This window comes from Spiroplasma endosymbiont of Polydrusus cervinus (genome assembly GCF_964019755.1).
Lineage (GTDB): Bacteria > Bacillota_I > Bacilli_A > Mycoplasmatales > Mycoplasmataceae > Spiroplasma.
Genome location: NZ_OZ026469.1, coordinates 1,055,524 through 1,069,923, shown reverse-complemented (window position 1 = coordinate 1,069,923; position 14,400 = coordinate 1,055,524). Strand labels below are relative to the sequence as shown.

General features: G+C 28.1%; 14 protein-coding genes and 3 pseudogenes. All 17 read right to left on the bottom strand.

Annotated elements, in window-relative coordinates:
* Positions 1-43 precede the first annotated feature (43 nt).
* On the bottom strand, positions 44-1,639 hold the full coding sequence (locus tag AACK78_RS06765; protein ID WP_338955289.1) for a CTP synthase: 1,596 nt from the start codon (positions 1,637-1,639) through the stop codon (positions 44-46).
* An 85-nt stretch (positions 1,640-1,724) separates the two neighbouring features.
* The gene (gene rpoE, locus AACK78_RS06760; RefSeq protein ID WP_338955287.1) at positions 1,725-2,255 is read right to left on the bottom strand and encodes a DNA-directed RNA polymerase subunit delta; all 531 of its coding nucleotides are present in this window, start codon (positions 2,253-2,255) and stop codon (positions 1,725-1,727) included.
* Between the two features lie 18 nt (positions 2,256-2,273).
* A complete protein-coding gene (locus tag AACK78_RS06755; protein ID WP_338955286.1) occupies positions 2,274-3,503 on the bottom strand; it encodes an HD domain-containing protein in 1,230 nt (409 codons plus the stop codon).
* 7 nt (positions 3,504-3,510) lie between these two features.
* A complete protein-coding gene (gene gltX / locus AACK78_RS06750) occupies positions 3,511-4,959 on the bottom strand; it encodes a glutamate--tRNA ligase (RefSeq protein WP_338955284.1) in 1,449 nt (482 codons plus the stop codon).
* A gap of 1 nt (position 4,960) precedes the next feature.
* On the bottom strand, positions 4,961-5,443 hold the full coding sequence (gene ispF, locus AACK78_RS06745) for a 2-C-methyl-D-erythritol 2,4-cyclodiphosphate synthase (RefSeq protein ID WP_338955282.1): 483 nt from the start codon (positions 5,441-5,443) through the stop codon (positions 4,961-4,963).
* Between the two features lie 9 nt (positions 5,444-5,452).
* On the bottom strand, positions 5,453-6,553 hold the full coding sequence (ychF, locus tag AACK78_RS06740) for a redox-regulated ATPase YchF (protein WP_338955280.1): 1,101 nt from the start codon (positions 6,551-6,553) through the stop codon (positions 5,453-5,455).
* A gap of 21 nt (positions 6,554-6,574) precedes the next feature.
* The gene (locus tag AACK78_RS06735; protein WP_338955277.1) at positions 6,575-7,471 is read right to left on the bottom strand and encodes a ParB/RepB/Spo0J family partition protein; all 897 of its coding nucleotides are present in this window, start codon (positions 7,469-7,471) and stop codon (positions 6,575-6,577) included.
* A complete protein-coding gene (locus tag AACK78_RS06730) occupies positions 7,461-8,231 on the bottom strand; it encodes an AAA family ATPase (RefSeq protein ID WP_338955275.1) in 771 nt (256 codons plus the stop codon). Before AACK78_RS06730 ends, AACK78_RS06735 begins: the two co-directional genes overlap by 11 nt.
* A gap of 59 nt (positions 8,232-8,290) precedes the next feature.
* On the bottom strand, positions 8,291-8,989 hold the full coding sequence (gene rsmG / locus AACK78_RS06725; RefSeq protein ID WP_338955270.1) for a 16S rRNA (guanine(527)-N(7))-methyltransferase RsmG: 699 nt from the start codon (positions 8,987-8,989) through the stop codon (positions 8,291-8,293).
* 279 nt (positions 8,990-9,268) lie between these two features.
* Positions 9,269-10,036 (bottom strand): annotated as a pseudogene (locus AACK78_RS06720) (IS30 family transposase); the annotation flags it as partial.
* A 37-nt stretch (positions 10,037-10,073) separates the two neighbouring features.
* The gene (locus AACK78_RS06710; protein ID WP_338954727.1) at positions 10,074-10,670 is read right to left on the bottom strand and encodes a DDE-type integrase/transposase/recombinase; all 597 of its coding nucleotides are present in this window, start codon (positions 10,668-10,670) and stop codon (positions 10,074-10,076) included.
* A 21-nt stretch (positions 10,671-10,691) separates the two neighbouring features.
* Positions 10,692-10,757: pseudogene (locus AACK78_RS07770) on the bottom strand (hypothetical protein); the annotation flags it as partial.
* Positions 10,758-11,031: 274 nt separating this feature from the next.
* Positions 11,032-11,193, bottom strand: coding sequence for a hypothetical protein (locus AACK78_RS06705; protein ID WP_338954708.1), 162 nt, complete (start codon positions 11,191-11,193; stop codon positions 11,032-11,034).
* Between the two features lie 89 nt (positions 11,194-11,282).
* On the bottom strand, positions 11,283-11,852 hold the full coding sequence (locus AACK78_RS06700; protein WP_338955265.1) for a DDE-type integrase/transposase/recombinase: 570 nt from the start codon (positions 11,850-11,852) through the stop codon (positions 11,283-11,285).
* A gap of 21 nt (positions 11,853-11,873) precedes the next feature.
* Positions 11,874-11,939: pseudogene (locus AACK78_RS07765) on the bottom strand (hypothetical protein); the annotation flags it as partial.
* Positions 11,940-12,112: 173 nt separating this feature from the next.
* Complete coding sequence (locus tag AACK78_RS06695) at positions 12,113-12,376, bottom strand: transposase family protein (protein WP_338954390.1); 264 nt, start codon at positions 12,374-12,376, stop codon at positions 12,113-12,115.
* Between the two features lie 620 nt (positions 12,377-12,996).
* Entirely contained in the window at positions 12,997-14,400 is a 1,404-nt protein-coding gene (locus AACK78_RS06690) for an amino acid permease (protein WP_338955263.1), read from the bottom strand.

Sequence of the window (14,400 nt, the reverse complement as noted above, 5' to 3'; positions counted from 1 at the left end):
TTAATCTTAATATAAATCAACCTAATTTTTCAAATTTTTTATTTTATTTATTTTTAATTACTGCTTGCACAAAACCATTAAATAATGGATTTGGTTTATTCGGACGGGAAGTAAATTCGGGATGATATTGTGCCGCCAAATAAAACGGATGGTCGGGAAGTTCAATTACTTCCACTAAGTTTTTCTCCTTGTAAAAACCACTAAATACTAAGCCTGCTGCTTCTAATTGCGCACGATAATCATTATTAAATTCATAACGATGACGATGGCGTTCTAACACATTATTTTTCCGATACAATTGCTGCGCTAAAGTATTTGCCATTAATGTTGTCTTATAATTCCCAAGGCGTAATGTGCCCCCTAATTCATCGTTTTTATCTTTTCCCCGAATAATATCAATAATAACATTTTTTGTTTCTGTTAATTCCGAAGAATTAGCATCTGTAATGTGACATACATTCCGTGCAAATTCAACAACAGCTGCTTGCATCCCAAAACAAATCCCAAAGAATGGAATGTTATTTTTGCGGGCAAATTGACAAGCTAAGATTTTACCTTCAAAGCCACGCTCACCAAAACCACCCGGAACTAAAATCCCTTGCGCATTTTGTAATAATTGTTGATAATTATTTTTATTTACTTTCTCTGCTTTAATTCAGTCAATTTTAATTTGAACTTTATTTTCATAACCAGCAATTCGTAATGACTCACTAACTGACAAATAAGCATCGGGAAGTTCAATATATTTCCCAACTATTTTAATTTCAATCGTCTGTTTTGACTGGTTAATTTTTTCAACAAACCGGTTTCAGGCAGTCATATCCGTTTTGGTAATTTTTAAATTTAATAATTTGCAAATTACTGTTTGGGCATTTTGTTCATACATCTTTAATGGCACTTCATAAATACTAGAAACATCATTTGCAACTAAAACATTACTTTTTTCAATATTGCAAAATAAAGCAATCTTTTCAATTACATTTTCATCAAGAACTTGTTCTGCCCGGGCCACAACAATATCGGGTTGAATTCCCAATGACAATAATTCCCGTACGGAATGTTGGGTTGGTTTTGTTTTTGATTCTTTTGATGCCGCAATATAAGGAACCAATGAAACATGCATATAAATAACATTTTCGCGTCCTTGTTCCATTTGAACTTGTCGAATTGCTTCAATAAAAGGTAATAATTCAATATCACCAACAGTACCACCAATCTCCGTAATAACAATATCCGCTTTTGATGTTGCTGCTGCATGATAAACTTTATTTTTAATTTCATTCGTAACATGAGGCACTACTTGTACGGTTACCCCATCATATTCACCACGACGTTCTTTTTCAATCACATTTTTATAAATTCGTCCCGAGGTAATATTTGATTCTTTTGTTAAATTTTCATCAATAAAACGCTCATAATGCCCTAAATCTAAATCTGTTTCAGCCCCATCCGCTGTTACAAAAATTTCTCCGTGTTGATAAGGACTCATTGTCCCAGGGTCAATATTTAAATATGGGTCAAATTTTTGCATAAAAACATTTAGACCACTTGCTTTTAATAAAACACCGATTGAAGACGCTGTAATGCCTTTCCCTAAGCTACTTACAACTCCGCCAGTTACAAAAATATATTTTGCCATTGTTTTATCATCCTTTCATCCCCAAATTAAAAAGAGTTTAGAAATTAACATGATTGTCAGTTCTAACACTCTTTAATCTTTGGTATTAATTATTTTCTTCCATTTCTTCTTCAAGATATTTTCAGTCAATTTCTTCTGTAATACCCAATTTAACTGCTGCTGTTTCATCGTCGTTGATCGAATAATCATTGGCAATTAAATCGTCTTCAACTTCTATTTCAACAAAATCATCTTCCTCTTCATCTTTTTCGTCTACTGTATCATCAAAATAAAGAGCATCAATTAATGATTCTTCCTCTTTATCTTCTTCATTTAAATCAATATCTTCAAATTCTTCTGTTGTTTCAAATTGATCAGTATAATCATATTGCTTTTTGATTTCATCGTATTTTAAAAACTCACGCAATCCTCACATACCTTCACTTGTTAAAACAAATCGATTATCTAAAACTAAATCAGTATATAATTCGGCAATAACATCTTCCTTACTTGCCCCATGCACTGTTACATCACTTTTTGATGCAATATCATTTCAGATATTTTCAAAAGTATCACTTCTTTTTTTCTTCTTTAAATATGAATACACTAATTCTAATAACTCTACACTATCGTTCATTAATTTAAACCTTTCCTATTAATCATTTTCATATTTTTCCCCAATTGAAAATCAAATTGTTGTTGCTGCTTTATTGCTATTATTTTTAAATGCTAATACTTCCGAAACATCCATAATGCATTTGATTCCTCCTAGTGTATCAATATAAATTGGTTTTGTATCACTATCATATAATTTAACTGGTTTTAGGTTATATTCAACCATAAAGTAATTATAATGGTTTTTATATTTTTTTATCAAATTATTTTTAATTTCTTCTAAATTTCTTTTCTCAGGGTTTATTTTTCGGAAAAATGTCCGGTTGGTTAACATTTTAATTAAAGTAACTAAAATCGAATCATTTTCACTCTCTAACATTTTTAAATAAGTAAATAAAGTATAATCATCTAACAAACAATATTGCTCAGGGCTCATCATCTTACCTTGCAAAAGCGGTGTTAACAAAGTAATAATTGCTTTGTTCTTAAACTGATGTTTACTGTGATACAAATCATATAACCGTTTAAACATCATTTCAAAAGTTAGATCAAACCCAATTCCTAATGGATGTAAATAAATTTGTTTATACATGTGATAACGACCAATTAAAAATGATTCAATGGCATATTGGACTTTTAATGGAAAAACAATTTTCTTATCCTTAATAAACAAGTGACGAATAATTCATTGTGTATCAACATGACTATAGTCAACACCACTTGTTTGCCCATCTCGTAATAAGTAATCCATCCGATCAGCATCTAATTGGGAAGAAACTAAGGATGATAAAACACCATTAGGATGTTTTCCTTCAATAATCATACATAATTCATCAATTTCCTCTGGACTAAATTCAGCCGCTAAAATTTGATTAAGCTTGGTTATTGGACTTTTAATTAATAAGGATGAATAATTTTCATGAATAATATGTTGTTTTGTTACTTTATTAATTATTTCAAAGGTGTGAGAAAAAGGACCATGGCCAATATCATGCAATAAGCCCGCCAATTTAACTAACAATTGTTCATGCTTACTATACATTTCTTGAAAACTTGTCGTTTCTAACATTTGACTAACAAGATGATAAACACCAATACAATGTGAAAAACGCGTATGAGAAGCACTTGGAAAAACCAATTGGCCTCCGGCCAATTGGCTAACGCGTCGTAATCGCTGAAATTCGGGAGTATTAATTAATTTCACCGTAATTTCTTCATTTATTTCAATATCGCCATGAACACTATCACGAATTGTTAGTGGTAGTTTCATTGTTATATTATTGTAATTTAGTAATATTACTAATTACTTGTTCTTTCCCTAATAAATAAATAACCTTCACTAGCTCTGGTCCATGTTCTTGATGAGAAGTAAAAATTCGAATTGGCATAAATAAATTCTTTCCTTTCATAGCATATTTATCGCCCAATTTTGTAATTAGTTCTTTAATATTCGTTTCTGTTCAATCAACAAGCTCCGTCAAACCTGTTTTAAAAGTTGCTATCATTGCTTCATAACCACTTAATTCAGTTAACATTGCTTGTGTCACTGATGATAACTTGGTTGTTGGTTCAAAAAATGGTTTTGCTAAAACCACAATTTCGGCACCATATTGCAACTCTTTTTTATAGATTAATAATAACATATTTATTCAGGCAGCTGTTTTTTTTGTTAAGTCATATTCCGCTGATAAAAATGGTCGGACAAAAGCTAAATATTCTTCATCACTCATTTGTTTCAAATAATAATTATTTATTCAAGTTAATTTCTTAATATTAAACATACTTGGTGATTTACTAAAACGGGTTTCATCAAAGATTTTAATTAATTCATCGTGACTGAAAATTTCGGTTGTCCCGGTTGGCGATCAACCTAATAAACTAATAAAATTAAAGATTGCCGCGGGTAAATATCCCAATGTCCGATATTGACTAATAAATTGCATTAAATGACCATCACGTTTTGATAACTTCTTATGTTGTTCATTAACAATTAAAGTTAAGTGGGCAAAAACAGGTGGTTGGACCTTAAATGCTTCATAAATCATTAATTGTTTTGGCGTATTTGAAATATGCTCCTCTCCCCGCACAACATGACTAATTTCCATTAACATATCATCAATCACAACAGCAAAGTTATAAGTTGGAATCCCATTTGATTTTAAAATGACCCAGTCCCCCAAATCTTTTCCTTCAAAATGAACAGGCCCCCGCACTAAATCATTAAAATCATAGGTTGCTTCATCAGGAACAAAAAAACGTAAATTATATGGTATTTTCTGTGCTAATTTCTCTGCAATCACGGTTGGTATTAATTGTCAACATTTCCGATTGTAGCGTGGTGAAAGACACCCTTTTGCTAATTGCGCTTCCCGATCTTTTTCAAGTTCTTCGGGCGTACAAAAACAATAATATGCTTTTTTCACTATTAATAACTCTTGTGCATATTTTTGATAAAGTTCTAACCGTTCTAACTGGCGATATGGACCATAAGCCCCGGGCCTATCAATTGTTTCATCTGACTCAATTCCTAATCATAGTAAATTATCTAATTGTGAAGCAACCGCTCCTTCCACATTCCGTTCAAGATCGGTATCTTCAATTCGCACAACAAAAGCACCTTGATAATGCTTCGCAAATAAATAATTAAATAATGCTGTTCTCGTATTACCAATATGTAAAAATCCCGTTGGACTTGGGGCATAACGTAACCTAACTTTTTGATTCATTTTAATCCCTCACTCTACCTTTTTGTTTCATTACTTTGGGCAAAAGTAATAATGTTGTATAACTTTGAATAATATTCGGAAAATTTTGTTCCGTTGTTGTTGCTTTTAAATTAATTTTGGTCTGATCAATTTGCAACAATTTCTGTAAATTAACTTTAATTGCTTTTTTATTATCTTGTAAACGAGGTTGATCAACAATTATTGTTCCATCAATATTGCCAATTTGATAATTTTGGGCTGTCATTAAGGCTAAGGATTTTTCTAAAATTACTGACGAAGCAATCTTTTGGTTTGTTTCATCAAACCATACCCCTAAATCGCCTAATCCTAAAGCGCCAATAATTGCTTCACTAATTGTATGCAACAAAATATCACCATCTGAAATAGCTTCCACTTGGTATTGACAGGTAATAAAAACCCCCCCCAAATAAAAACCAGTTCCCGCTGTTAAATTATGTAAATCATAACTATTACCAACTCGCATTATTTTTCCCTAAACATTAAATTTAAAAAAACAAACATCGCCATCTTGCATGACATAGGTTTTTCCTTCCCTTCGTAAGTGGCCATTTTCTTTGACTGCTTTTTCACTGCCGCATTTCACTAAATCAGCATATGAATAAACTTCTGCACGAATAAACCCCCGTTCAAAATCCGAGTGAATAATCCCGGCACACATTGGCGCGGTTGCGCCTTTTTTAAAAGTTCATGCCCGTACTTCTTGCTTACCAGCTGTAAAAAATGTTTGTAATCCTAATAAAGCATACGATTTTTTGATTAGCTGACTTAAGCCACCTTCTTTAATGCCATAATCAGTCATTAGTAACTCACGATCGGCTGGTTCTAAGGCTGATAACTCCTCTTCAATTTTAGCGCAAATAACAACAACCTCAATTTGTTGTTGACTAGCATATTCTTTCACTATTTTAACATACAAATTATCGAGTTGATTAAGATCAGCTTCAGCAACATTCGCAACATAAATAAATGGCTTAATTGTTAATAAATTAAAATTCTTGACTGCTTTTAGTTCATCATCCGATAATGTTACATCTTTTAATAATTTATTTTCAGCTAAGGCTGCTGCTAACTTTATCAATAATTCGTATTCAAAAACACCTTCTTTTTGTTTGAAAATTTGGGCTTTCTTGATAACATTATCAATTCGTTTTTTAATCTGTTCTTGATCAGAAATAATTAATTCTAAATTAATGATTTCAATATCGCGAATTGGATCAATTGTTCCTTCAACATGGGTAATATCTTTATTATCAAAACAACAAATAACCATACAAATGGCATCTGTTTCCCGAATATTTTGTAAAAAAGCATTCCCTAGGCCTTCACCCTTGCTAGCACCAGCAATTAAGCCGGCAATATCGTAAAATTCAAAAGTACTATGAATTGTTTTGTGCGGTTCACATAAAGTAATTAAAGTATCCATTCGTTCGTCAGGTACTTCCACTGTTCCAACATTAGGATTAATTGTTGCAAACGGATAATTGGCAACTTCAACTTGTGAATTTGTAATTGCGTTAAATAAAGTTGATTTACCAACATTTGGTAAACCAACTATTCCCATTTTTAATGCCATCGTTTTCTTCCTTACTATTAATTAATCATCTATTAAACCTAATAATTCCAAAATTCGATTTAAATCTTTAATTCCTGAGTACTTAATCAGAATTTTATCCGTATCAATTACGACTTTTGTTCCTAATTTACGCATTACTTTATTTTCCAAAAACTCATTAACAGCTCGCTTTGAACTCTCTTTTTCATTATTTTCTAACAAAGGTTTTGACCCTTTTGGATTATATTCTTTAACTAAATCTTCTACCTGGCGGGCATTTAAATTTAAACTAATAATTTTATTAATAATGCTTGTTAATTCACTGCGATCAATATTTAAACTAATTAATGGTTTAACTTGCCCCATTGTTACTTTGTTTTCCAATAATAAAGTTTGAATTTCGGTTGGTAAATTTAATAATCGCATCGTATTTGTTACATGACTACGTGATTTCCCAATTCGTTGGGCTAACTCTTCTTGCGTTAAACCTAGTAATTCAATTAATTCTTTATAAGCATTAGCCTCTTCAATTGAATTTAAATCAACCCGTTGAATATTTTCAATTAAAGCAACTTCTTTCATTTGTTGGTCATTAAAATCAACGACAATTGCTTGAATTGTTGTTAAGCCTGCTATTTTTGCCGCACGACTACGACGTTCTCCCGCGACAAGATAATAACCATTATTAGTTTTTTTAACAATAATTGGTTGAATTAAACCATATTCTTTAATTGATTGTGCTAATTCTGCCAACTCTTCTTTATTAAAATTTTTTCGGGGTTGATGGGGACTAGGAAAAATTTCTGATAAAGTAATTTCATTTGCGGTTGCTTTTAATTCTTCGTTACTTTCAATTCCCTTAATTACTTCATTAATTCCTTCACCAAAGATTTTATCTAACCCTTTTGAACTTAATCGACTTTTACTGTTACTTGCCATTATTTGCCAACATCTCTCTCGCTAATTCTTCATAAGCAACTGCGCCTGCGCCACTCTTATCATATTCAAAAATACTTAAACCATGGGATGGTGATTCACTAATTTTAACATTTCTTGGAATGTGTGTCCGATAAACTTTTTCATTAAAATATTTTTTAACCTCGGTCATTACTTCAAAAGATAACTTTGTCCGTGAATCAAACATTGTTAATACAATTCCCTCAATTGCTAAACTTTCATTAAACATTTTTTTCACAAAATGAATTGTTGTTAATAACTGCGCTAGTCCTTCTAAAGCATAATATTCTGCTTGAATTGGAATTAAAATAGAATCAGCACAAGCTAATGCATTTCGATTAATTAAACTTAACGAAGGCGGACAATCAATTAAAATAAAATCATATTTATCACGAACCGGTTTAATGCGATCTAATAAAATGCTTTGGTTATCTTCTGTTCTTTCCATTAAGTAAATATCAGCCCCGGCTAATGAAATTGTCGCTGATGCTAAATCAACATTAGTCATAATATTAGGAATAATAATATTTTTTAATGGAATTTGCCCAACTAAGACATCATACATACTCTCATGAATTTCTTCCTTATTAGCTCCGGTCCCTGTTGTTGCATTTCCCTGGGGATCAATATCCACTAATAAAATTTTCTGTCCAGTACGAGCCAAGCCGGCTGCTAAATTAATTGAAGTTGTTGTTTTACCAACACCCCCTTTTTGGTTAGTGATTGCAATAATTTTTCCCATAATTTTCCTTTCTGTTCTGTTACATCTAATAAATTTATACATTATTATTATATAACACTTTATCCAATTGGAAATTTTTTTATTTGATTAAAGCGTCTTGGATAGGTTGCTGGCGTTGCAGCTGTCTTAGTGAAATAACAAATATTTCGTTCCCCAAGTTGGTTAATCTTGTCCTCTTGAATTTTTGTTAATGTTAAATTTAAGGCTGGCAATGTTTTTTGCACGGCTTGTAATTCTTCCTTAACATGTGGTCCTTTATAATAAATCAGCATTCCGTTTACTTTAACCATCCGTACAACTAATTCTAATAACATCCCCAAATTCGCAACAGCACGCGAGACAACAACATCAAATGTTTCGGAATGATCACGGCTATATTTTTCAGCTCGCGCATGAACAATTTCAACATCTGTTAATTGTAATTTCGTCACTAATTGTTGTAAAAATAAACATCGTTTCTCTAACGCTTCAATAATTGTTAATTTAATTGTTGGACAAAAAATTTTTAAAACTAGCCCCGGAAATCCAGCACCACTGCCAACATCGCTAACTTTCATTGCTTCAGAAAAAGTAAATTCTTTTAATAACAATAACGAATCAAGAAAATGCTTAAAATAAACCTCTTCTTCATTAGTGATTGTTGTTAAATTCATCACTTGGTTTTGCGCTATCAAATATTGATAATATATTTGTAATTTTTTTGTTTGCTCTGGTGTAATTGTTAATTCTTGCAACGCTGTTGTAATTAATTTAATCATCGATATCCCTCATAACTTTTAATTGTGTTAACATTATAACAATATATTTGATTATATATATTGTATACTATAAAACTAAATCATAAAAAGTTAATAAAATTATAACAAATTGTATACTATAAAACTAAATCATAAAAAGTTAATAAAATTATAACAAATTAAAAATAAAAAACAATAATCACAAAAAATATTAAATTAAAAATATTGTTTTTAATATTTATTTTTAAAATTATAAAATTAAACACAACAAAAAATAAATTTTATTAATCTTAACAAACACTAATTTAATTTAAAAAAAATTTTTTTAAAATATTGTCTTGATGTAAAGTTTTTCAAGCAAGGTCTAATTCTGGTATTTTTAATATATCTAAAATAAGATTTTAATCTACTACGAATATTAATTAATGACTCATTTTGAGCCAATCAACGTCTTATATCTCTATTTATTCTTTCTACTAATGTTTTCTGACGAGGTTTACCAGGATCACAAAAATAAACTCTTATTTTAAAGTGTTTTTCTATTGTTTTTCATCTATAAAATTCTTTTCCTCTATCGGTTAAAATACAACTAAATTTACTAATACAAATTTGTTTAATCATTTTCATTAAAATTGTTAATACAATACTTGCCTTTTTACTAAATAAAATATGATAAAAAAGTATTTTTGATTTACGATTTACTAAAACTAACAAATAAAAATTACCACAATCAAGAGTATCCATTTCTCAAATTCCACTAAAACTTAAATCATTTCCATAATCATTTAAAAATTGCTTATAATCTCTAATATTAAGTAATTTTCCACGATTATCATTTTGTTCCCTATTTTTTGTTTTTCTTTTTTTATTTTTAATATATAACATTTCTTTTTTTTAAATTAAAATAACCTAATTTAATATATTTATACATTGTTTTTTATTTTTATCATGTATTTTTTGTGCTTTTGCAGCATTATAATCATTAATATTATTAAACATATTTAACTCTTGCCAAATAGTTCTATAATCTCTATTCATTTGCTTAGCAATTTTTCGAATATTTTTTGTAGGCTGCACCCTGTTTAGTAAGTATTAATAAAAAGGTTTACAAACTTTCATTTATTATATATTTTTCTTTTTGGTTTGAATATCATTTATTTCATTTTTTAACATCATTAATATATTCATTATGAGATTTATAATTTTTATTATGGATTGTTCCTTTTTTAAGTAATGAATGAAAACTTTCAATAATAATGTTGTCTGCACAATGATAATTTTTACCCATTGAAATTATAATTTTGTTATCTAAACATTTACTATTGTAATCTTTAGATGTATATTGATATCCGTGATCTGAATGAATTATTGTTTTATTTAAATCTTTTTTTATTTTTTTAATTTTATTAATTGCATCATTTAAATTATTAATTACAAGTTTGTTATTATTAAATTTTGATCATTTTACATCAATAATTTCTTTAGTATATCCATCAAGTATTGTTGATTGATAATGTTTTTTACCATTTCAAATTAAATAAGTTATATCAGTAAATAAAATTGAAAATCTTTCTTTAATATCATTAAAATTACGATTTACTAAATCAGGATATTTAATTATATTTTTATTTCTATTTTGTTTTATTAATATTTTTCTACGCATACGCTTTACATATTCAGCTTGAATATTATTTTCTTTCATAATTCGCAATACTTTCTTAGCATTATAAACAATGCCATAATCTTTTTTTAAATATTTGGTAATTCGACGATAACCAAATTGTTTTAAATTTTCTTCATAGACTTTTACAATATTTTTTAATGATTCGCTATCCTTACCATTACTTGAATAATTTTTATATTTATCTCAATAACTACGCTTTAAATCTGTTATATCAAGTAATAAATTTAGTGGATATTTATTAATGTTTTCTTTGATAAAAGATACAATTTTTCTTTTATTTAATTGTAAAAGTCATGAAGCTTTTTTAGTAATTCATACCTAACTTTGTAATAGTTTAAATCTCTTTTTTCAAATGATTCTTGTGGACCTTTATTGGTGTTTAAAATTCCTTTCTTAAAATTTTCATACCATGAAGCAACAGTTTTTTATTAATTTGATATTTTTTTGCAATAAAACTTATACTATTATTTTTAACCTCGTGTACTATCATTTTTCGAAAATATGCTGTATATTTATTAAATTTTTGTCCTTTTCTTGCCATATAAAAATGCACCTCCTTTAAAAGTAGACTGCATCCTGTTTAGTAAGTATTAATAAAAAGGTTTACAAACTTTCATTTATTATATATTTTTATTTTTGGTTTGAATATCATTTATTTCATTTTTTAACATCATTAATATATTCATTATGAGATTTATAATTTTTATTATGGATTGTTCCTTTTTTAAGTAATGAATGAAAACTTTCAATAATAATGTTGTCTGCACAATGATAATTTTTACCCATTGAAATTATAATTTTGTTATCTAAATATTTACTATTATAATCTTTAGATGTATATTGATATCCATGATCTGAATGAATTATTGTTTTATTTAGATCTTTTTTTATTTTTTTAATTTTATTAATTGCATCATTTAAATTATCAATTACAAGTTTGTTATTATTAAATTTTGATCATTTTACATCAATAATTTCTTTAGTATATCCATCAAGTATTGTTGATTGATAATGTTTTTTACCATTTCAAATTAAATAAGTTATATCAGTAAATAAAATTGAAAATCTTTCTTTAATATCATTAAAATTACGATTTACTAAATCAGGATATTTAATTATATTTTTATTTCTATTTTGTTTTATTAATATTTTTCTACGCATACGCTTTACATATTCAGCTTTAATATTATTTTCTTTCATAATTCGCAATACTTTCTTAGCATTATAAACAATGCCATAATCTTCTTTTAAATATTTGGTAATTCGACGATAACCAAATTGTTTTAAATTTTCTTCATAGACTTTTACAATATTTTTTAATGATTCGCTATCCTTACCATTACTTGAATAATTTTTATATTTATCTCAATAACTACGCTTTAAATCTGTTATATCAAGTAATAAATTTAGTGGATATTTATTAATGTTTTCTTTGATAAAAGATACAATTTTTCTTTTATTTAATTGTAAAAGTCATGAAGCTTTTTTAGTAATTCATACCTAACTTTGTAATAGTTTAAATCTCTTTTTTCAAATGATTCTTTTGGACCTTTATTGGTGTTTAAAATTCCTTTCTTAAAATTTTCATACCATGAAGCAACAGTTTTTTTATTAATTTGATATTTTTTTGCAATAAAACTTATACTATTATTTTTAACCTCTTGTACTATCATTTTTCGAAAATATGCTGTATATTTATTAAATTTTTGTCCTTTTCTTGCCATATAAAAATGCACCTCCTCTAAAGTTTAGCAAAGACTTTTTTTCTTTACTTACTTTTTTGGGTGCAGTCTATTGCTATTTTCCTTTTTAAATAATTCATTATCTTTTAATTTTTCCAAATTTACTCTTTCATTAAAATCTAATCTTTCATATTTTTTCACACTTTACCTCCTAAAATATTTAAAATGTTATAATTATTGCACATAAATTATAACATTTTAAATATTTTAGGAGCAATCGGATTAAAAACAACAAGTACAACATCATTAATTAGTTGCGAAAAACCAAATAATAGTGAAAACGGGGGGGGTAATAAACCAGAACCCAAACCACAACAACCACCAGTTGGAAGTAATTGAAAGTTAATTGAAAATTGTAAATTACGCGGGATAATTTATTCTTTACTTTTTAATTTCAATATCATTTGCAATCTTATTGACAGTATTAATAACAATATCTTTACCATACTTTTTTATTAACGACCGCAAAATTAAATATTGCTTTATTTGCATAATTTCGACCTCCTATAATTAACTTAAAAATTAACTTAAAAAAGTTAACTAAATTAATAGTTAACTTTTTATGATTTGGTATTTACAATTTACACAATTGATTAAAATTATTAACCAATGGGTTTTTTGATATTGTTTTGTCAGGGAAAAGGAGTCCCTTTTGTACTTAATAATAGTTCATTAATTCCTCACATTATTAAGGTTCCTCCAATAATAATCAATAAACTATATAAAGTCTTATGATTACTACTAAAAGCAAAGAAACTATACATAATATAACTAATTGAACCAATTAATAAGAACAAGGAAAACCCAGCATAATAATACATCCCTTTGACTTTTGTTACTTCCACCCGTTTTGTATAGCGATTAACACAAATAACAATAATTAAACTAATATAACAAAGAAAGGCCGTAAAACTAACTGCATTAGAAGAAAGGTCTAACAAGTACATTGGATCACCAATAAGTCCCAAGCTAAGCCCTATCAATAATAAGTTAAAACTAATCGTAATCCCCATTTGAATCAAACCAATCTGTTGATAATTTAATTCCTTTTTACCAATATAAATTAGATTTTCTTCTTGGACTGTATGGCCTAACGAAGGAGCTACAAAAGTTAACCCATTAATACTTATTAATGCTGTCAACATAATAAATCACATTAAAATTTTAGCAACGGGTCCTTCAATAACATTTTTAAATAAGGTAAAAACACTACCATCGTTTGTTCCTAAGAACAATGAAATAACTTTTAAAATATAAAAGATAGTAATAAATAACATTGCTGTAAACAATGCTTTTGGCACAACGTTTTTATTAGAAACTTCTTTTTGTAATCCAGCAGCATAAATGAACCCATCAAATGAAAATAAAACCGGTAATAACCCCATAAAGAAATTACCAAATTTTAAGTCTTTATAAGTATCAAAGACATTGCCATTAATTGGCGCAATAAATCCCACAACTAAACTAACTAATAGTGGAATAAACTTAATAAAAGTTCCAATTGCTTGAACTCATTTCCCAATATTTCGTAAGAAAATATTTAATAAGAAAAACAAAATTAAAATAACAAGACCAACACTAACGGAAATTATGTTTTGTGTTCCTTTACTAATACTTTCAATTGCTAATGCATCAAACATCGCATTAATACTAAAAATTGGAAAAAGGCCTAATAAAATTGGAAAATAAAAAAAGATATAAAACAACGATATTAAACTGCCAACTTTGCGGCCAATTAAAACATTCGCCCACGATGCAAGGGTGCCATGACCACTTTTTGTTTTGACAGATGTGACTTCAATAAAAACCATAATCATTGCCATTCCTAAAATCCCAACTAAGACTCATAACCCGATTGCTAAATAAGGATTTTGGGTAAAATATAAAACATGGCCTTCTGAATTATCATTTTTCAAATAAATTCCAATTCCGATTGTAATTCCAACGGCGGTTGAAAAAACAGTCAGAAATTCAAAAAATTTAACATGCTTTTTATTTTTTTCCAT